The sequence below is a fragment of the Mycobacterium sp. IDUB_37 genome (assembly GCF_055419245.1).
In genome coordinates this window covers 164,436-184,566 of the sequence record NZ_JBVAXG010000001.1, presented here as the reverse complement: position 1 = coordinate 184,566, position 20,131 = coordinate 164,436, and the positions used below count along the sequence as shown (strand labels likewise).

Genomic DNA, 20,131 nt, shown 5'->3' with positions numbered 1-20,131 from the left:
TCAACCAAGAAGGAGAGACACAATGTCGACCTACAGCGCATGGCAAGTCACTGGTCAACGCCAATTCGAGTGGGTAGAGCGCGAACTCGTTGACCCCGCCGCCGGCCAGGTACGGATCCGGGTCCAGGCCTGCGGGGTGTGCCACAGCGACATGGTTGCCGCAGAGGCACTGATGCGGGATCCGAGTCTGCCGCTGGTGCCCGGCCACGAAATCGTCGGGGTCATCGACGCCGTCGGCGACGGCGTGCGCCGGTTCCAGATCGGCGACCGGGTGGGCGTGGGCTATCTCGGCGGACAGTGCCACGAATGTGAACCATGTCGCCGTGGGGACTTCGTGAACTGCGAGGACCAGCCCCAGTACGGCACCACGGCCGACGGCGGTTACGCCGAGTACGTCTACACCCGGGCCAGCGGAGTGGTCGTCATCCCTGAGGGGCTCGACAATATCGAGGCAGCGCCGCTGTTGTGCGCCGGACTGACCGTCTATAAGGCGTTACTGGGTGTACAGGCGCCACCCCGGTCTCTGGTGGGCATCCAAGGCCTGGGCGGACTCGGCCATCTGGCCGTGCAGTACGCCAAGGGCCTGGGCTATCGGACCGCGGTTATTGCCCGCGGCGCCGAAAAGGCCGCTTTGGCAAGCAAGTTCGGTGCTGACCACTACATCGACAGCAACGTCGAGGATCCCGGTGAGGCCTTGACACAACTCGGCGGTGCCGCCGCAATCGTGGCAACGGCCGCCAGCGGGGCATCGATGTCATCCTTGCCGGCCGGGCTGGCCCCCCGCGGACGCCTCGTGGTGGTCGGCATCGGGCTTGATCCGATCAGTGTGTCGACGGTCGACCTCGTCTTCGGCACCCGAACCATCACGGGATCGCTGACCGGATCGTCCATCGAGAATGAAGACAATCTCAAGTTCAGCCTGGCCGCGGGCGTCGAGCCGATGGTCGAGGTGATGTCGCTCGATCAAGCGCCGGCCGCCTACGAACGAATGATGTCCGGTGCGGCCAGGCTACGCATCGTGCTCACCGCCAACTAGAAGGAACGACCGTCATGTCCAACGACAACCTGATACTCGTCACCGGAGCGACCGGCAAGACTGGCGTTCCCGCAGTGGCGGCATTACGCGAGCGCGGTATCCCAGTAAGGGCTTTGGTACATCGAGCCGACGAGCGATCCGATCAGCTCGCGGCACTGGGGGCGGAGATTGTTCAGGGTGATCTGCTCGACTTCGACGCCGTGAGCTCAGCGGTGGCCGGTGTTTCCGGCGCGTACTTCTGCTACCCAATAGATCCGGGAAAACTGCTTGAAGCGACGGCGATCTTCGCCCAAGCGGCCAGCGAGGCCGGCGTCGGCGCGGTCGTCAACATGTCGCAGATCTCCGCCCGCCGCGAAGCCAAGAGCCATGCGGCGCATCAGCATTGGATAGCCGAGCGGCTGCTGGACCGCACCGCCATGGTCACCACCCACATCCGGCCAACCTTCTTCAGCTCCTGGCTGTCGCACGAATGGTCAAGGGACACAGCCGGATGGACGCGGCACCAAGATGAGGCAGTGTTGCGACTGCCCTTCGGCGACGGGCGCCACGCACCGATCTCCGGGTATGACCAGGGCCGCTTCGTCGCCACCGTCCTAGCCAACCCAGCCCCGCACGACCGGCAGATCTATCCGCTGACCGGACCCGTCGAATACAACCACTACGAGATCGCCGATGTTCTGGCGCAGACGCTGGACATTCCGGTTCGCTATGAGCCCATAGACATTCCGGCCTTCGCCGCGGCACTGAACTCCGAGGGCTACAGCCCGTTTCTGGTACAGCACCTGAGCAGCGTCGCCCAGGACTACCGCGATGGGATCTTCTCCGGCGCAAACAATCTGGTGGAGGTTGTCACCGGCTCGCCGGCGATGACGCTGCAGGAGATCGTCGCGGCCAACCCGTCACGGTTCGCCGAACGGGACCTGACAGCGGCGGGCGTGGACCGGCACGTCCGCCGCTGATCAGCCGCCGACGATCTGGTGCTCGATCTCGCCGATCCCGTCCAGAGTCAGAGTCAGTCGATCACCCGGCTTGAGCCAGCGGCCGATCTCCATCCCACTTCCGCCGGGCAGGGTGCCCGTCGCGAGGAGTTCGCCCGCGCGCAGGGTCTGCGATCTGGACACATGGGCCAGCGCCTCACCTAGGGAGTACCTCATACCCGCACTGGCGACGGTGCTGATGGTCTTGCCATTGATGGCAACAGATCCGTTGAGCGCATTGATCTTTGGTAGCACCTCGTCGGCGGTCACCGCGGTCTCGGACAGCGAACTCGCGAAGTGCTTGGACGCCTGAGGGCCGAACCCACTGCTCATCTCGGGCCGTTGGACGTCACGTGCACTGAAGTCGTTGACCAACACGAATGCGCCGATGGCTGCGGTCGCCGCCGCGGGTGTCGCGTCGCGCAACCGGTGCTTGAGCACGAATCCAAGCTCGAGTTCGAAATCCAGCGCCTTCGAGTAGTGCGGAAACGCCATCGGTGTACCACTGGGCAGGAAGGTCACGTGATTCGACATGTAATAGACCGGCTCGCGATACCAGAGCGGCTTGGGTCGGAACAACGGGAAGGTGCGTTTGGTGACGCCCTCGAACACCCTGGTCACCTTGTGCAGCCCCGGATGGAATCGCCTGACTAAACCGCGCGAGGCGTTGACCACGTGGTCCTCATAAAGCATGAAGTCCCTAAAAGACAAGGGCTGGAACGGAAGACAGTGACCCGAGGCGGTCAGATGCTCGCCGGCGATCGCCAATTCGAAAGCAGGCGCGAAGGGCGAGGGTCCCAGCGGCTCCCAACCAGGTCGCTGTTGCCACTGCCCGTCTGGGCCTTCTGCTTCGTAGCTGAGCTCCGCGTCGTGACGGACTCTCCGGAAGCGCATGTCGACTCCTTCGCGAGATCAGTGCCCTGCACCGCGTTTAGCGACCATAGCTAGCAGCCGGTCGTGCAGACCGGTGAACCGACTCTGGAAAACTGCCGCAGCCAATCGCCCCTCGATCGCCCGACGCCGCGACGTGGGGAAGATGTCACTGGCCGACCTATAGCTGGCGTCGCGATCCATCTTGCCGGCGCGAGCGATGACTCGTTCGGTCGATTCGAGGAGTTCACGAGTCATCGCGTCGAGATCATGACCGACGAGAGTTCCACCGCGCTTGCGGACCACGCCGCCCGCGATCACCGTGTCGATGTTACTGACGTTCGCGTAATGCACTGCGGCCGCGGTGGCGTCGTTTACCGGCGCCATGTTGATGTCGTTCTTTCGGATGAGGATCATGTCCGCACGCTTACCCTCGGTCAAGCTACCCACTTCAGCCTCCAAGCCCAGCGCGTGAGCACCGTCAATTGTGGCTGCGCGCAGGATATCCGCTGCGGTGAACTCCAACTTACTGGGGAATAGGCCTCGCTTGGCCAGTTCTTCGTTGCGCAGGGCGCGAACCGACTGCGCACCCAATCTCATCTGGGTGAACATGTCGGCGCTGTGGTTGGAGGCGATGTCGATGCCCAGCCCCGGCCTGCCGCCGGCACGCCGGAAACGCTGCAGCGCAGGGAAACCCATCGCCATCTGCAGCTCCGTCTCGGGCGTCACGGACAACGTGACACCGTGTTGCACCATCAAGGCCATCTCGGCGTCCGTCAGTGCCCAGCCGTGCACCAGCAATAGATCGTCCGCCAGCTCGCCCGCGGTGGCTAATTGCTTCACATAGTTGGTCGACTTGCTGAGGACGCCGAGGCCAGCATGTGCTGAGATCTTATGCGCTCCAAGTTCTCTCGCTAACTCGAGTTCACGCAGTGAATATTGCAGCGGGAAGAACTCCAATTCGGTGAGTGCCATCCCCCAGCGGATTCTGTCGGCGTTGGCCGCGCTGAAGAAGTCGGCCCGGACGTCGCGAGCGTCCTGCCACAGCCGTGCCGGTGGAGTCAGCACTCGCATCACGGTCGATTGCGTGACAGCATCCGGGTTGGTGAAAAGGCCGTAGCAGAACACGCCCCCGGCACCGGAGTCGCGGAAGGCGCGAATCGCCGCCTCGGCGTGCGCGGGCGAGTTCATGATGTGACAGTGGTCGATCAGCGAGGTCGTTCCCGCGTTGAGAGCTTCGAGATAGCCCATCAGGATGCCGATGTAGACGTCGTCGGGTTCGTAGCAGGCGCTGTAGGTCTCGCGGATCATCGCGACGTAGTCCAACAGCGTGGCGTCGACCATCGTGCCGCGCAGCTGGGTCTGCCACATGTGGCGGTGAGTATCGACGAACCCCGGTAGTACCAGATGGTCCGTCGCATCGATGACGTCGTGAGCGCCCGCTTCCAGCCCCTTGCCGATCCGGGTGATCCAACCGTCCTCAATCAGGATGTCGGTCTGCGGCCGCTCGCCGCAGCGGCGATCCATGGTCAGCAGATGTCCGTTGCGAATGAGCAAGGTCGCAGACATCGCAGATCCTTCCGAGCGGCGCGTCACGCAGAGGCGATTAGACAAAAGTCCAGTGCACCGAGGCTAGTCCCTACGGTGCGCCAACCTTTCGGAAGTGGAAATCGCTGTCGCCGAACATCGCATCGATGGCCAGGATCCGCTTCAGGTAGTGCCCGATAGCCACCTCGTCGGTCATCCCGACGCCGCCATGGATCTGGACTGCGCTTTCGGCGATCGTGCGGCCCAAGCGGCCGGCTTGCGCCTTCAACAACGAGATGTCACGTGGCTGTGCATGGCCCGCCTCCACAAGCGCAGCGGTGTACAGCAATGTCGAGCGGGCCTTCAGCAGGGCGATCTTCATGTCGGCGAGGCGGTGAGCGACCGCCTGGAAGGTGGCGATCGGTACCCCGAACTGCTGCCGGGTGACCGCGTAGGAGACGGTCGATTCCACCAGCGCCGTCATCGCACCGACAGCCTCTGCCGACAGCGCCAGAATTGCCCCTTCGATGATCACCGTGATCGCCGCCGCGGCATCAGCCTTCAGCAGAACTCCTGGCGCCTGGTCGAACACGCAGTTTGCGGCTTTGCGCCCGTCGACGGTGCGATAGGTCGTCAGCGATACCTCAGGAGCGTCTGGACTCACCAGCACCATCCCCAGTTCGCCCTCGACGTGGCCGGCGCCGGCCAGGCGCGCGGTGACCACCAGCACCTGCGCATCGCCGCCACCCAGCACGAGTCGCTTCTCGCCGCTGACCGCGTAGCCCTGCGGGCCGAGGGTAGCGGTGGTGGTGATCCGCGCAAGGTCGGCGGTTCCGCGTCCCTCTTCATGACCGAATGCACCAAAAGCGTTGCCATCGAGGATCTTTGCCAGCCAAGCGCGCGCGGTATCGGTCTCCTGCGCTGACGCGAGCGCGCGACCGGCCAAAATTACCGAGGACAGATACGGCTCACTCATCAGGTGCTGACCGAACGTTTCGGCAATGGCGACGATGTCGGTGATCGACCCACCCAGCCCACTGACTTCCTCGGGGAAGGGCAGCGCCAGCAGACCGAATTCTCGTAGCTGCTGCCAGATCTCGGTCGAGGTTCCACTCTCGGAATCGATTATCGCTTGCCGCTTTTCGAAAGAATACGACCGACCGAGATACTGAGACACGCTTTCGCGAAGCATGGTCTGCTCAGCGGAGAAGGTGAAATCCATCGGTCAGTTCTTCCCCGCGAAGGGCAGGCTGCGCGCGATCAGGTCCCGCTGCACCTCGTTGGTGCCTGCGTAAATCGTTGTGGCACGGGAGTTCAGGTAGAAGGGCATGGCAATGAGGTCGAACTCGTCACTCAAGGCCGGTTGCTGATGGCCGATGGCAAGTGCGTCCTGCTGCAGGGGTAACGCCTCGAGACCGGCAATGCGCGTCATCATCACCGAAAGTTTCTGAGTCAACTCCGTACCCAGCGTCTTTTTCACCGACGGAAACGCCGGGTCATTCGCAACCGGGTGTCCGCTGATCGCCAGCTTCTCGAAGTACTCGTAGGAGGCGACGTCGGCGTCCAGCTCGCCGAGGTCGCGTTGGAAGACCGAATCGTCGGCGAAGACACCACCATTCGGCGACTCGGCGGTGGCACTGGCCTCGCGGATCAGCCGCAAGCGGCGACGCAGGAACGGACCCTGCGCCGATCCGCCCCGTTCGTGTTTGAGCAACTGCTTGGCGACGGTCCAGCCGTCGTTCTCGGCGCCCACACGTCCGGATTGCGGAACCCGAACGTCGTCGAAGAACACCTCACACTGCTCGGGCTCGCCGTCCAGGCCGATGATCGGCCGGATGGTCATCCCCGGATAATCGGTACGGTCGAGCAGCAGAAAGGTGATGCCCCGCTGCTTCTTTCCTTCCCTGCTGGTGCGCACCAGCATGAACATCCGGTTGGAACGGTGGGCCAGCGTCGTCCAGATCTTGCTGCCGTTGATGACGTAGTCGTCGCCGTCGGCGACCGCGGAGCACGTGAGCGAGGCGAGATCCGATCCGGAGTTGGGTTCCGAATACCCTTGCGTCCAATAGTCTTCGGCCGCAAGGATTCTCGGCAGATATTTCGCCTGCTGTTCCGGAGTGCCCAGCTCCATCAGCAGCGGACCCACCATCTGCAGGCAGTTCGGCAGTAGCGGTGGCAGGTCACGCGCGCAGTATTCCTCGGCGAATATGAATCGCTGTTCGACCGACCAACCGGTTCCGCCGAACTCGACCGGCCAGGCCGGGGCGGCCCAGCCCTGACGATGCAGGATGCGCTGCCACTCCATGACCTCGTCGAACGAGGCGAAGACACTGGTGAGCTTGCGACCGGCCTCGCGGATCGCCGGGGTCGGCGCGGCGTCCAGAAAGGCCGCTACTTCCTGGCGGAAGGCGTCGAGTTCGGGGGCGAAGTCGATGTGCATGGCGCTCAGGCCTGCTGTCCGGCGAACGCGTCGATTCGGTCAGCCGTCTCCACCGACAAAGCAGTCACCTTTGCAGCCATGTATAGAGTTCTTGACGCCTGTCTATTTTGATCGACTGAACTACAGGCACCATGCCGTGTCAAGGGTGCGTGGCCGAAGATTCGGCACCCGCGCTCAGCTGCCGACGTCGTTCTCGCGCACGGCCAGTACGGGCCAACGATCGGGTACGCCCCTGAGTTGGTGGCTGCCGCGGTCCGCGAACGCGGTCAGGACGAAAAGGAGGTCGGGCCCATTCCCGACGACCTGGTAGGCAATGTGATTTTCACCGTCAAGCGCATACCGCGTTCTGGGGGCCGCCGACATGTCATGAGTTTTTCATGGTGGGCACAACCGGTCACTGTCTTGCCACGGGCGATAATCCGGCAGTGAATCCGCAACAACAGCTCACCGCGCAATCGCTGGGCGACCTCATCCGCTTCGGCGACATCGCCGCTGTCTTCCGTGCCGGTTCCTCATCCAATGAACATCGGTGGGAGCTGCGCTCGGCGTCCGATGAGTTGCTCGCAGTCACCAGAAGAGTGCACACCGGCGGTCGGGTGCGGCAGGCGTTCTGGAAGCTGTTGTCGGCCACCGGAATGGACGCCGGCAACGACATGCACTTGGAACTACTCGGCGCGCAAGATCGCGTCCTGGCAAGGATCAGCTCCACCAACGACGCGCCTGCGGTTGTGACGGTCACTGACGAAGCCGGACGACAGGTGGCCCGGAGCTCGCGTGAAAAAACCATGTTGTTGAAGATCAAGCATCCGGACAGATTGAGGGTGCACGACGCGGAAGATCGCGTTTGCGCGCTAATCGAGTGTGAGGAGGACAGCCCGTGGCAGCTGAAAAACGATGCCGGGCAGGATCTTGGCGAGCTACTGGCAGGCAAACCTGGCCCTTCCCTTTCGCCTCGTTGGTACACCTGGGTCGATCCCAAGTGGGCGCTTTCCGACGCCACCTACAGCCGCAGTCAGCACTTAGGTTTGCGACGGGTGACGCAGTACCACGCCGCTCTTGACAGCGACGCTCAGCGGCCTCTGGCACTGACGCTGCTGCCGTTGCTCGCCGGGCTCACGTACTGAACCCCCGTCAGCCGCAGCGCAATTACGCGCCTAGCGGTTGACGGGGATTCAGCATCGCTGGGCTAGCGCGCCGCGCCCGTGTTCGGCTACGCCTTCCCGTTGTTTCCGTTGCTACCGATCAGCACGCCACCGACGCCACCGGTGCCGGGCGTGCCGTTTGCTGCGCCGGTGCCGCCATTACCGCCGTTCCCACCGTTACCGATGAGGATGGCTCCGCCGCCGGTGCCACCGTTGCCGCCGTTTGTTATGCCGTTGCCGCCGTTACCGCCGTTCCCGCCGCCACCGATCCCACCGGCCTTGCCGCCGGCGCCGCCCGCTCCGCCGGTGGTGGTACCACTTGCGCCACCGCCGCCGCCCGCGCCACCGGAGCCGTTGATCACGCCGGCGTTGCCGCCGGTCCCGCCGGCTCCACCTGTGCCCGTTTGGCTGTATCCGCCGTAACCGCCGCCGCCGCCAGAGCCGAAGAGAAGGCCGCCGGTTCCACCGCTACCGCCGGTCCCGCCGGGATTGGCAGTGCCGCTGTCGCCGCCGTTGCCACCGAAACCGCCGGACCCGAAGGACAGTGCGCCGGCGTTGCCACCCGCTCCACCGGCCCCCGCGGTTCCGGGGAAGCCGTATCCGCCGCTACCGCCGGTCCCGCCGGAACCGAAGATTCCGCCGTTGCCGCCGGAACCACCGGCCCCGCCGGCCGTGACGCCCCACCCGCCGCCACCGCCGGTCCCACCGTTGGCGAACACGCCTCCCTGTCCGCCGGCCCCGCCTGCCCCGGCTTTGCCGCCGAACCCGCCAGCCCCACCGGCCCCGCCGTTGGCGAACAAACTGCCGGTTCCACCGGCGCCACCGGAGCCGGCGTTGGCCGTCGAGGTGCCGTACCCACCGGTGCCGGCAGCGCCGAAGAGGGCTCCGGCGTTGCCGCCGATCCCGCCGTTGCCGCCCGCGGTGGCTCCTCGTCCACCGGCGCCGCCGGTACCGCCGCTACCGATCAGGAAGCCTGATCCGCCCGCGCCGCCCGCTCCGCCGGTCGTCGCTGTTCCGGTGCCACCGGTGCCACCGGTGCCACCGTTGCCGAACAGGATGCCACCGGCGCCACCGGCGCCACCCGCTCCACCGGCGGCGCCGGACGCCCCCGACGCGCCGTTTCCGCCGTTGCCGAAGAGCCACCCACCATCGCCGCCGGCAGCCCCGGTGCCCGGTGTCCCGTTGAGCCCGTTACCGATCAGCGGGCGTCCGGTGATTGCCTGGATGGGCTGGTTGATCGCCGAGAGCGCGGTTTGCTGCAGGGTGTGCAGTGGGTTGGTGCTGATGGGTGCGTTGGTGCCGTCAAGGCCCAACAGCAGTCCGCTGATTCCGCCGGTACCCAATTTGCCTGCGGTCGCACCAGTGCCGCCGCTACCGGCATTGCCACCGTTGCCGATCAGGACGCCGTTGCCACCGGTGCCACCGGCGCCGCCGGTCCCGGCAGCTCCGGCGTTGGCACCGCCGTTGCCGCCGTTGGCCCCGTTGCCGAAGACCCCGCCGTTGCCGCCGGCGCCGCCTGCTCCACCTTTGCCGGTGGCAGAAAGCGACGCGCCGCCGACGCCACCGGTACCGCCGGAACCGATCAGACTCCCGGCGGTACCGCCCGCCCCGCCCTGACCGCCGGTGGCCTCGCCGTACGCGCCCGCGCCGCCCGCCCCGCCGGTGCCGAAGACCAGACCGGCATTACCGCCGGCCCCGCCGACTCCACCAACGCCGCCTATAGCTGGGGCTTCTCCTCCGGATCCGCCGGCGCCACCGGCTCCGAAGGAGAGCACCCCGGCGTTGCCGCCCGCGCCGCCCGCCCCACCATTGGTGCCCAAAGTCGAACCACCGCTGCCGCCTTCGCCGCCGGCGCCGAATGTCCCGCCGTTGCCACCCGCGCCACCCGCGCCACCGGTGCCCGCCGTGCCGTCCCCGACTCCACCCGCCCCGCCGGTTCCGCCTGCGCCAAAGAGGCCACCTTGTCCACCGGCGCCACCGGCGCCGCCTGAATTGCCGACTCCGCCGGCCCCGCCGACCCCTCCGTCAGTGAACAGTCCGCCCGCTCCGCCGACACCGCCAGCCCCACCCTTGGCACCGGCCGCACCGTCGGTATAGCCGCCGGCACCACCTACGCCGGCGGCACCGTGGAGAGCGCCTGCGGCGCCGCCGGCCCCACCTGCGCCACCGGGGCCGGCGGCTGCGTTGGCGGAGGCACCGCCGACGCCACCGGCTCCACCGGCACCCCAGAGCATCGCGTTGCCGCCGGCGCCACCGATACCACCGGCCTTGCCGGCTGCAGTCGTAGTGCCGCCGGCCCCACCGGCACCTCCGGCGCCGAACAGCCCGCCCGCACCGCCGGCACCGCCGTTGCCGCCGTCATTGGTGGCCGACGTCGCTCCGGATCCGCCGTTACCGCCGTTGCCGATCAGCCACCCGCCGGCGCCACCGTTCTGCCCGGTCCCCGCGGCGCCGTTGGCGCCGTTGCCGATCAGCGGGCGGCCGGTCTGCTGCACGAACGGCTGGTTGATCAAGTCGAGCAGGCTCTGCAAGGGCTGCGCGGCGGCGGATTCGGCCGTCGCGTAGGAGTTGGCACCTCCGGTCAACGACTGCACGAACTGCTGATGAAATGACGCCGCCTGTGCGCTCAAGGTCTGGTATGCCTGGCCGTGCGCTCCGAACAGTTGGGCAATCGCGATCGAAATCTCATCTTCGGCGGCTGCCAACAGACCCGTGGTGGGGGTCGCCGCGGCCGCGTTGGCCGACTCAAGCACGTCGCCAATTCCAACCAAATCCGTTGCGGCCGAACTCATGAACTCTGGCAATACGTTTACAAAGGACATGTCGATACCTCCTGACGAGTCACGACCAGAAGGCCGTGACGATTGACTCCTGCGGGATTTTGAATTCAGATTAAAAAGAGTCGGTCAAATAAGCCCTACCGACAATGGGCTGTCTCGAACTTGCTAGCCGCCGTCGATCGGGCGGTTAGGACGCCGGTCGAATGTTCTGGTTGATGCGGAACACGTTGCGCGGATCGTATTCCGCTTTGATCTCGCTAAGCCGGCCGTAGTTCGGGCCGTAGCTGGCGCGGACTCGGTCCTGTCCCTCGTCCATCATGAAGTTCACGTAAGCGGCGCCCGCCGAATACGGGTGGGTCGCGTCCCAGTAGTCGGCCGACCAACGCTTCAACTCTCCCGCTCTGGCCGGGTCCGGATCGACCCCTGCGATGACCTGAGAGAAGTTGACGTCCCGGTGGGCGAACGCGGTGTCGGTTTGCCCGACCCGATGGACTGCGCCATCGATCGGATACAGATGCATCGTCGAATGCATCGTCGGCAGCTCTTCGCTGAAGCGGGCGTGGGCTTCGACGGCGCCGTCGGCAATGGTCCGGAAGAAGTCACCACGCCAATACCATTGCAGCCCTTTGGGATACAGTCCGTCGAAGCTGGTCTGCAGCGCGGGATAAGGTGCCTCACCGATACCGTTCCAAGCCGGCTGCATCTGCCGCACCGGCGCGAACGCTTCATCGGCGCGTGCGGGATCACCCGTGTAGCACCAGACCACCGCGCACGCCTTGTGTAGATGGAAGGCCTCGGGGAATGGCGGCGCCGGCGAGACGGTCATGGTGGCGAAGAACCCATAGAGGTCTTCGTCCTGGGCCGGGATGAAATCCCGGAACCAGCCGAGGACGTCGGCGGTGGCCGAGATCGGCCATGCGGTGGGACCACAGATCACACTCTGCACGGGGTGCAGGCGGAACGTGAACGAGGTGACCACACCGAAGTTGCCGCCGCCGCCGCGCAGCGCCCAAAACAGGTCGGGACGCTCCGACTCGGACGCCGTCACCTCCCGGCCGTCGGCCAACACGACCTCCGCCTCCAGCAGGTTGTCGATGGTCAGGCCGTGTTTGCGGGACAGGTACCCGTGGCCACCACCGAGGGTGAGGCCGCCGACACCGGTGCTCGAGATGATGCCGCTCGGTGTCGCCAGGCCGTGTGCGTGGGTCGCGGCGTCGACCTGAGCCCATGTCGCACCACCTTGAACGCGGACGGTGCGCCGGTCGGGGTCCACGTCGATGCGGTTCATCGGCGCTAGATCGATCACCAGGCCGCCCTCGACGGTTCCGAAACCCGGGCCGTTGTGGCCGCCACCGCGCACGGCGACCTCAAGGTTCGAGGTCCGCGCGAATTCCAAAGCACCCGCGACGTCAGCGGCGGATCCGCAACGCACGATCACCGCCGGCCGCTTGTCGATCATCGCGTTGTGCAGCGCTCGGGCATCGTCGTATCCAGTGTCATCCGGCAGGATTACCGCTCCGCCCAACCGGCCTCGCAACTCATCTGTCGCCACGTCTGTCATCATGCCTCGACGTTATGGCGCGAGGTAGTTGCTAGTCATGACCACAACTAGGCATCTTGGCAGGTACCCGGCGATAGTCAGATCTGACTATCGACCAGCCGGCGACGCCGCTACTAGGTTGAGGGCATGGTGCAGTGGGTGCCCCCGCCCCTTCCAGCGGAGCTGGCCGCCCGCCGTGGCGGTCCGCTCGTTGGTCGTGCCGCCGAGCTCGCGGCGTTCGAGCAGGCCTGGGATCGGGTCGACGGCGGAATGCGCCAGGCGGTGTTCATCGGAGGTGAGCCCGGAGCCGGTAAGACACGACTGGTCGCCGAGGTGGCCACGAAGCTGTTCGATCACGGTGTCACAGTGCTCGTCGGGAGCTCAACATCCGACGCGGACGTTTCGTACGCGCCGTTTGCCGAGGCGTTGGACCGTCTGCTCGTCGCAGCTCCGCCGGGTTCGCTGGTGGACGCGCTGGCGGACGCGGGAACTCAGCTTCGGCGGCTGACCACCCAGTTGGATCGACATGTGACCGAAACCGGCGAGGGTGACGACGTCGACGCGCCGCGGCGTGCACTCTTCAACGCGTTGACCGGCTTCCTGCGCCGACTGGCGGTCGATCGCCCGATCGCATTGATCCTCGAGGACATGCACTGGGCGCAGGTGCCGACCCTGGCGATGCTCGAACACGTGCTGATCGGCTGCGCGGATGTGCGCATGCTGGTGGTGGCTACGTTCCGCAATACCGCACCTGATCGCTCCGAAGAGCTCGCCACCAGGCTGGCTGAACTGCACCGATTCGACGGTGTCAGGCGGCTCGACCTCGGCGGCCTGGACACCGAGGCGATCGCGGAGTTCGTCGGCCAAACCCAGCACCTGCGTCCGCCGTCAGCCCGAACAGCCGCGGCGTTGCTGCGGGACAAGACTGGCGGAAATCCGTTCTTCCTGACCGAACTGTGCAATCACCTGGAGATGAGGGGCGGAATCGCCAGCCTGAGTTCACACCAGACGGTTCCGGCGTCGATCGGGGATGTGATCGCGCGCAGGCTCGGCGGGCTCGGGGCCGGTATCCGCAGCATCATCGAACAAGCGGCGGTTTTGGGCGAAGTCTTTGATCTGCCCGCGCTGATTGCCACCAGTGAGGCCGATCTCACGGCGACGCTGGCGGCGGTCGATTCGGCCGAAGCCGTCGGGCTGATTCGGGCAGTTCCAGGCTCTGACGGCGAGTTTGCATTCGTGCATGCGCTGACCCGTGAGGCCGCGCTCCACGGGATGGCGGCGTCGCGGCAGCGGATCATGCACGCTCGGGCGGCCGAAGCACTGGAAGGGCGCGCTGATCCCTCAGTCATTCCCCGCGTAGCCAATCATTACCTACTTGCGCACGTACTGGGCTACCACGATAAGGCCTTGCACTATTCGCGGAAGTCGGCGCAAGTGGCCGAGCGGAGCCTGGCTTATGAGGACGCGGCGAAATGGTTCGAGCGCGCGGCGTCGCTTCCCGAACTGAGTCCTGAGGATCGGGCCCGATTGAATTTCGGCGCGGCCGCGAACCTTGTTCGCTCCGGTGATTTCACGCACGCCCGGGCCATCTACGAACGCGTCAGCGCTACGGACGATCCGCTCATGCGTCTGGAGGCGGCCGTTGGCTACGAGGATGCGAGTTGGCGTCCGGGGCTGGCCGATTCGAAAGCCGCCGATCTGCTCGCTTCGGCGCTGGAAGGGTGCGGCCTGGGCACCGATGACCCCCGCTACGTGCAGGCGCTCGGCAGCTTCGGACGAGCGCTGACTTTTGCCGGCGAGGCGGCACGTGCTCGAGAAATCGGTAACCGCGCGGTCGATTGCGCGCGAGTCATCGGAGATCCTGCGGTAACGCAGCACGCGATGCACGCCAGCCTGTGGCACAGCATCTCCCCGGAAATGTCTGACCCCCAGCTGGAGCGGTCGGCAGAGGTGCTCCGCGTGGCCCAATCATCCCGCGACTACGACGCCCTCAGCTCCGTGTCGCACTTTCGCGCACTAGTCAGCTACGTCGTCGGCCTGCCCGACGACCTGGCCGCATCGGCTGCCGAACTGCAGCGAGCGGTCCACGCCTGCGGACAGCCCTTCTTCGGCTTCATCAGCGCTTGCGTCAATCAAGCGCTGACCTATCTGCGCGGTGACTTCGCCGGGGCCGAGCGGTGGGCGGATATCGCGCTGCGCACCGGCAACCTCTTCACCGTGAACGAGACAGAGGGCTCGTACGGAGTGCAGATGTTCATGATGCGCCGCGAAACCGGAGACCTGAAAAAATTCGCCGGGTTCGTGGACGGCAGCGAGACGTTCGCCGGCCGCTGGGTGCCTGGCTTGCTTGCGCTGTATACCGCGCTGGACTGCGAGCGTGGTATGACCCGCGCCCTCAATCACCTGCTCAACCGCAATCTCGGCGACCATACCGAGGGTGCGCAGTGGCCGATGGAGCTGGTGTTCATGCTGGAGGCGGCCTTGGAGCTCGGAAATCGCGAGGCAGTGCACGCGTTGCGCCCGTTCGTCGCCCGGTACGCCGGCAAGAACCTGGCGGCCGGACAATTCGTCGCACTATTCGGAAGCGCCGACCGATTTCTCGCCCGGATCTCGGCACTTGCCGGTAACACCGACGCCGCCGAGCGTCACTTCGCGGCGGCACTTCAGATGGACCGGCAGATGGGCGCCACGGTTCACGTCGCGGAGACACTGGCCCGGCACGCGCTTTTTGCCGCGTCGGTCGGTCGCGCCGATGAGGCGCGCCGCTTTGCCAACCAAGCACGCGAAATTGCCGCGCCGATCGGGCAATCCCGGGTCCTTGACTTGGTGGCCGCACTGCTGGCACCGAGTCCGCAAGGCCCTGACAATTTGAGCGACCGAGAGATCGAAGTGCTGCGACTACTGGCCGAGGGCCTGAGCAATCGCGCCATCGGCGAGCGCCTCTACATCAGCACCAACACCGCCGCCAACCATGTTCGCAACATCCTCATCAAGACCGGTGCCGCGAATCGCACCCAAGCGGCGATGTACGCCACCGAGCGCGAGTTGCGCGGGTGACGCTTAGATGTTGGAGAATGCGCCGTCGGGCATCAAGCGGTCGGTGACCTGGACGACGACATCGACAGGAAGACCGGCACGCGCGGCGGCGGTTCTGATGGCCTCCGGCGAGGGGGCCTCGTAGAGGCAGTACGTTTTTCGCTTGTCCGCAGACAGAAACGAATACAGCCAGCTAACGCCCTCCTCCGAATTGATGCGATTGATCCCATCCACAGTCTCGAGGCTGGGGTCCAGTACCTCCGCGAAGTTGCGCTCGATCATGAATATCGGCACGGTGAACTCCTACTGATCGGCCGTTCTTTGCTACATCTAAACCCAGCGAACGCGCAGAGGGTAGAGAACTGCCCGGGTTAGACCCAGACCGTGTGGAGTTTGCCGCGGGGGCGACGCACGGGGGTCGAGGTTCCGATCCGGCCCCCTCAGACAAGACGTCACGGCGCGGTGCTTGCCCCAGCCCGCGAAAATCGCCGAAGTGATCAACTCCGAGGTTCATTCGATCCAATATGGCCGCTGCCGCCGCGGCTACGACTGCTCCCCAGTGTAATTGTGAGACGGCAAGATCGAGCGGTTTGGTTTCATTGCGACTCGCAAGCGGACGCCGCAGCCGAACTCTTTAAGCATGTCGACTGCCGAAGTGCTACCAACGCGCGGGCGCCACCGTATCCATCGTTAACGGCCGTGCGTAGGAAAGATCACTACGATCGCGTGTGCCAACGAGGTACCCCTTGTCGGTGAAAAAGGGCGACTGCAGGACGCGGGCGTCAGCCAAAAACATCCCCTCGACTGTCGATCTACGAACGGCGATGCGCCAGCTGCCTTCTCGTCGTTCCAGGCGGTCGATGTAGCGGCCGGCAATAAATTGGGCGCTCTTTCCGTCTGGTCCGATCAACACGACGACTACGTAGCTGTCGGCGTGTGCGGTGTCGCCGTCGATTTCGCATGTGTGGGTGGTGATGTTGTGGGTATGTACCCGCGAAGTTTCAGCATGGGCCTTGTTCGCCCATTCGCCGTAGTCGGATCCTGAATTGACAGCGTGGCCGTGCTCGTCGATGCCATCACTTTGGTATGCCGACGCGATGAGGTCGATGTCATGACGGTCGCAACCCCGGGCGTGGCGCGAGATGCAATCAAGGATTTGCGTGCGATCCATCAGGTAGCGAACGTCTTGCCGGAGGGTGTCACTCTGGACATACATCGTCATTGTCCCGCCTCTCGCTTCGGTGGGCGTCGACGCGTCGACATCCCGTGACACTATACGACTGTACAGCACAAGTCGGGGTGTGAGAATACGAGTAATCGACTGATCGGGAGCCCATGACGACATCTTCGCGGCGGGTTGGCGCCGAAACCTCCAAAACGCGAGACACGCTTCTTGATTGCGTTGAGAAGATGATGTTGGAGGACGGCTATGCCAGCGTCACTTATCGGGCGCTCGCGTCGAAGGCGGGTGTCACACCGAGCCTGGTTCAGTATTACTTTCCAAGCCTCGACGACATCTTCGTTGCCGCTATCAAGCGCTACTCGGAACGCAATCTCCGGTCCCTTGCTGAGGCGCTGGAGCGTCGCGCCGAGGACCCGCTGCGTGCAGTATGGGAGTTCTCTTGGGAGGAAGCTACGGGCGCGCTGATCACCGAGTTCATGGCACTTGGCAATCACCGCAAATCGGTTCGCGTTGAGATAGCCACAGTTACAGAGACCGTGCGCACGATGCAACTGAACGCAATGGTTGCCAAGTTCGGCAAGAACGCTAGACCGATCGGCGACTTGTCGCTGCCGGCGCTGCAGCTGTTGATGTCGGGCCTGCCGAAGTTCCTCAACCTTGAGAAGGGCATTGGGGTTAAGTCGGCACACGACGAAGTTACGAAGGCGTTGGAGCGCTACATCGACGCTGTGGAACCGCGAACCGATTCCGCCAAGCGCAAGACCACCTCGCGGCGACGCGGGCCGACGCGCACGAGCTAGGGCCGTAGTCGTCCGCGGCGTCCCAGGTGACACTCCCCAACCGCGAGTTGCACTGTCAATCAGCCTTTTTGGCAATCAGCGCATCACATGCGCGCACTGCTGTTGGGGGTGAACGTCGAAAAGTTCGCGATAGGATGGTGGTTGACGATCGCCTTCGTCGGCGATGCCGTATTTCACCGCCAGTTCGGCGCCGATCAGTGTCTGGCCGCTTAGAGCCATCATTTCTGGGTCGTTGAACAGCGCCCAGATGACGTGGCCGGTCAGTTCGGGCGTCTCCGCAGTGTCGAGGATGTGACCGAAATTTTCGGGGTTGCCTGCAATGATTTTTCGAACCCGCTCGGTGAGAAGCGATCCCATCCAGATCGAGACGGCTGCGATGCCGAACTCCTGGAAGTCGAAGGCCATATCGGCGGCCATCTTGTCGGTGCCCGCTTTCGGCACCCCGTATGCAGGGCCGAACGCGTAGTGCACCGCTCCTGAGGACGAGGAGAAAGCCACCAGCCCCTTGCGCCGCGGGAGCATCAAAGGTGCGGCAAGTGCGGTGGCGACATAACTGCTGCGGAGCCCGACATCAAGGGTGTCGAGTACGTCGAGGGGCTCTTCCCAGAACTTGGTTCGGCCCATCATCTCGTCGCGGATAATCGCTGCGTTGTTAACCAGGATGTCCAGATGGCCCTCCTCCGTGCGGATCTGGTCGAACAGCGCCTGCACCTGGTCATCGTCACGGTGGTCGACTTGCACCGCAACACCGCGACCACCGGCAGCGCTCACCTGCCGCGCTGTCTCATCGATGGTGCCCTTCGGCGAGTGGTCCGTGTCGGATCGTGTTCGGCCGGTGACGTAGACGGTACAGCCGTGGCTGCCCAGAGCGCGGGCGATCCCGGCACCGGCACCGCGACTGGCGCCGGTCACCAGGGTTACGGGCGCGCTAAAGGCCATTGATGTGCTCCTCTACGAAGTTCAGTTGGTTCACGTTCTGTTCAGTCCGCGGGATCTTGGCGGAATCTTTTAGTTCGGTGATGGGTCGTGCCCGGCCCTGTTGGTCGCGACCCGGAGTGAACGTGGCAGGTAGACCGGGATGAGTCGACGCGGACTCGCACGTTACCTGCTGAGTTTATCTGTGCGGCAGCGACTTTGCTCGATTGCGGTCACCGGACGGCGCCACCGTTGACACCAATCACCTGTCCGTTGACGTATCCCGCTGTCTCAGAGCACAGGAAGGAACACACCGCTGCTACTTCTTCGCCCACGCCGAGGCGGCCGGCGGGGATGGCTTGGACAAGCATCTCGGTGGCGGGAAGCTTGCCCTCCTGCTGTTGCTGACGAAGCATCGGTGAGTCGATGACGAACGGCGGCACCGTGTTGGCGGTGATGCCCTTGCGGGCGTAGTCCAGCGCGATGGTCTTCGTCATGGCGATGACGCCGCCCTTGGTGGCCGAGTAGTGCCCTTGCCGGGGCGCGCCCTGCTGTCCTGCGGCCGAGGAGATGGTCACGATGCGCCCCCACTTCGCGGTTACCATGTCCGCTAGTGCCGCGCGAGCGCACAGGAACGTGCCTGTGAGATTGACTGCCAGGTAACGATTCCACTCGTCAAGGGTGATCCTGTCGAACCGCGTGAAACCCGCGATCGCGGCGCTGGTGACGAGGATCTCGACCGGCCCGAGAGCGTTACGGACGGCGGCGAACGCAGACTCCACCGCAGCTTCGTCCGATACGTCAGCGTTTACCGGAAGGGCCTCGCCTCCTGCGGCGTGGATCTCGGCGGCGACCTTCTCGGCGTTTTCAAGACTGATGTCCAGCAGAGCAACACGATGACCGTCGGCGGCCAGTTTCACGCTGATCGACCGACCTAGGCCGGACCCCGCACCGGTCACTAGGGCTGTTCGACTCATTGCATCACTTTCCTCACCCGCATACCGTCATCGCTTCTGCTGTACGACTGTATAGCGGGACTGCGGGTGGGCACAAGTGGGCACCCGCGAGTCAGCTTCTCACTGGTTACACGCCTGCGGGGCCGGGCGCCCCGTGCATGTAGAGCGTTTGTCCCGAGCAGAAGCTGGACGCGTCTGACGCGAAAAACAGCACTCCATAGCCGATCTCGTCGGGTTCGCCGAGGCGGCCGAGGCCGTTGGTCATCGCAATCGCCTCCGGGTCGAGGCCGTAACGTGCCGCGTCGTCGGTCAAGGTTGCGGCCCGCACCGCGCCGACCGCAATGGCGTTGACCTTGATGCCCTTCTTGGCCCAAGCAGCTGCCATGGACCCGGTCAGGTTATTAACCGCAGCCTTCGCCGCCCCGTATGGCGCTGCCTGCGGCATCGCGAGAAGGCTTGCGCCGGAGGAGATGTTGACGATAGCCCCCTTGCCCTGGGTCATCATCTGTTTGGCCGCCGCTTTGGAAAGGTGCCAGACCGCCTTGAGGTTGAGGTTCAGTACGTTCTCGAAATCGTCGTCGGGCCATTTCAATATCGACTTGGTCTCCGCCCCGCCGGCACAGTTGACCAGGACATCGAGCCTGCCGAACTCCGACACTGTCGTCTCCACCAATCGGCGACACGCCTCGGCGGTAGTGACATCGGTAGGCACCGCAAGCGCGCGTCGTCCCAGCGCAATCACTTCTTTGACCGTCGACTCGAGAGGGTCGGTGCGGCGACCCGCCAGGACCAAATCGGCGCCATACTCGGCCAAGACGAGGGCGGCGCCTCGTCCGATGCCAGTACCTCCGCCAGTGATGACAGCGACGCGGCCATCGAGTGAAAACCGACTGCTCATTTGGGCTCCCTTGCATCGCCTCGGCGGGCAG

The 20,131-nt window shown here is 64.9% G+C and carries 16 protein-coding genes and 2 pseudogenes; 5 read left to right on the top strand and 13 right to left on the bottom strand.

The genetic code is table 11. The features are described 5' to 3' along the window. Positions 1 to 22: 22 nt before the first annotated feature. Entirely contained in the window at positions 23 to 1,036 is a 1,014-nt protein-coding gene (locus ACZY1I_RS00895) for an alcohol dehydrogenase catalytic domain-containing protein (RefSeq protein ID WP_463752412.1), read from the top strand. Between the two features lie 14 nt (positions 1,037 to 1,050). Then, complete coding sequence (locus ACZY1I_RS00890) at positions 1,051 to 1,995, top strand: NmrA family NAD(P)-binding protein (protein WP_463752411.1); 945 nt, start codon at positions 1,051 to 1,053, stop codon at positions 1,993 to 1,995. Here the strand turns inward: ACZY1I_RS00890 and ACZY1I_RS00885 are convergent, their stop codons facing one another. The 5 genes from ACZY1I_RS00885 to ACZY1I_RS00865 form a co-directional block, all read right to left on the bottom strand. Then, a complete protein-coding gene (locus ACZY1I_RS00885) occupies positions 1,996 to 2,907 on the bottom strand; it encodes a fumarylacetoacetate hydrolase family protein (protein ID WP_463752410.1) in 912 nt (303 codons plus the stop codon). 18 nt (positions 2,908 to 2,925) lie between these two features. After that, the gene (locus tag ACZY1I_RS00880; RefSeq protein WP_463752409.1) at positions 2,926 to 4,452 is read right to left on the bottom strand and encodes an amidohydrolase family protein; all 1,527 of its coding nucleotides are present in this window, start codon (positions 4,450 to 4,452) and stop codon (positions 2,926 to 2,928) included. A 70-nt stretch (positions 4,453 to 4,522) separates the two neighbouring features. Then, complete coding sequence (locus ACZY1I_RS00875; protein WP_463752408.1) at positions 4,523 to 5,632, bottom strand: acyl-CoA dehydrogenase family protein; 1,110 nt, start codon at positions 5,630 to 5,632, stop codon at positions 4,523 to 4,525. A 3-nt stretch (positions 5,633 to 5,635) separates the two neighbouring features. Then, positions 5,636 to 6,850, bottom strand: a complete 1,215-nt coding sequence (locus ACZY1I_RS00870) for an acyl-CoA dehydrogenase family protein (protein ID WP_463752407.1) — start codon at positions 6,848 to 6,850, stop codon at positions 5,636 to 5,638. A gap of 174 nt (positions 6,851 to 7,024) precedes the next feature. Next, complete coding sequence (locus ACZY1I_RS00865) at positions 7,025 to 7,213, bottom strand: hypothetical protein (RefSeq protein ID WP_463752406.1); 189 nt, start codon at positions 7,211 to 7,213, stop codon at positions 7,025 to 7,027. 62 nt (positions 7,214 to 7,275) lie between these two features. Between ACZY1I_RS00865 and ACZY1I_RS00860 the strand changes: the two genes are divergently transcribed. Further along, a complete protein-coding gene (locus tag ACZY1I_RS00860) occupies positions 7,276 to 7,974 on the top strand; it encodes a hypothetical protein (RefSeq protein ID WP_463752405.1) in 699 nt (232 codons plus the stop codon). Positions 7,975 to 9,134: 1,160 nt separating this feature from the next. On the opposite strand, the pseudogene ACZY1I_RS00855 reads toward ACZY1I_RS00860, so the two are convergent. The 3 genes and pseudogenes from ACZY1I_RS00855 to ACZY1I_RS00845 form a co-directional block, all read right to left on the bottom strand. Beyond that, positions 9,135 to 9,227 (bottom strand): annotated as a pseudogene (locus tag ACZY1I_RS00855) (PE family protein); the annotation flags it as partial. Positions 9,228 to 10,595: 1,368 nt separating this feature from the next. Beyond that, positions 10,596 to 10,784 (bottom strand): annotated as a pseudogene (locus ACZY1I_RS00850) (PE family protein); the annotation flags it as partial. A gap of 175 nt (positions 10,785 to 10,959) precedes the next feature. Next, positions 10,960 to 12,336, bottom strand: a complete 1,377-nt coding sequence (locus ACZY1I_RS00845; RefSeq protein ID WP_463752404.1) for an FAD-binding oxidoreductase — start codon at positions 12,334 to 12,336, stop codon at positions 10,960 to 10,962. A gap of 123 nt (positions 12,337 to 12,459) precedes the next feature. Between ACZY1I_RS00845 and ACZY1I_RS00840 the strand changes: the two genes are divergently transcribed. Then, entirely contained in the window at positions 12,460 to 15,369 is a 2,910-nt protein-coding gene (locus ACZY1I_RS00840; protein ID WP_463752403.1) for a helix-turn-helix transcriptional regulator, read from the top strand. A gap of 3 nt (positions 15,370 to 15,372) precedes the next feature. Here the strand turns inward: ACZY1I_RS00840 and ACZY1I_RS00835 are convergent, their stop codons facing one another. Next, positions 15,373 to 15,642: a DUF4242 domain-containing protein gene (locus ACZY1I_RS00835; RefSeq protein ID WP_463752402.1), complete on the bottom strand. Its 270-nt coding sequence runs from the start codon at positions 15,640 to 15,642 to the stop codon at positions 15,373 to 15,375. 364 nt (positions 15,643 to 16,006) lie between these two features. Beyond that, positions 16,007 to 16,570, bottom strand: coding sequence for a nuclear transport factor 2 family protein (locus ACZY1I_RS00830; protein ID WP_463752401.1), 564 nt, complete (start codon positions 16,568 to 16,570; stop codon positions 16,007 to 16,009). A 113-nt stretch (positions 16,571 to 16,683) separates the two neighbouring features. Here ACZY1I_RS00830 and ACZY1I_RS00825 point away from each other — a divergent pair, with 113 nt between their 5' ends. Beyond that, the gene (locus ACZY1I_RS00825; RefSeq protein WP_463752400.1) at positions 16,684 to 17,331 is read left to right on the top strand and encodes a TetR/AcrR family transcriptional regulator; all 648 of its coding nucleotides are present in this window, start codon (positions 16,684 to 16,686) and stop codon (positions 17,329 to 17,331) included. A gap of 75 nt (positions 17,332 to 17,406) precedes the next feature. Here the strand turns inward: ACZY1I_RS00825 and ACZY1I_RS00820 are convergent, their stop codons facing one another. From ACZY1I_RS00820 to ACZY1I_RS00810, 3 genes are all read right to left on the bottom strand, one after another. After that, on the bottom strand, positions 17,407 to 18,270 hold the full coding sequence (locus ACZY1I_RS00820; RefSeq protein WP_463752399.1) for an SDR family NAD(P)-dependent oxidoreductase: 864 nt from the start codon (positions 18,268 to 18,270) through the stop codon (positions 17,407 to 17,409). 209 nt (positions 18,271 to 18,479) lie between these two features. Next, the gene (locus ACZY1I_RS00815; RefSeq protein ID WP_463752398.1) at positions 18,480 to 19,223 is read right to left on the bottom strand and encodes an SDR family NAD(P)-dependent oxidoreductase; all 744 of its coding nucleotides are present in this window, start codon (positions 19,221 to 19,223) and stop codon (positions 18,480 to 18,482) included. Positions 19,224 to 19,329: 106 nt separating this feature from the next. Beyond that, a complete protein-coding gene (locus ACZY1I_RS00810; RefSeq protein ID WP_463752397.1) occupies positions 19,330 to 20,100 on the bottom strand; it encodes an SDR family NAD(P)-dependent oxidoreductase in 771 nt (256 codons plus the stop codon). Positions 20,101 to 20,131: the final 31 nt, after the last annotated feature.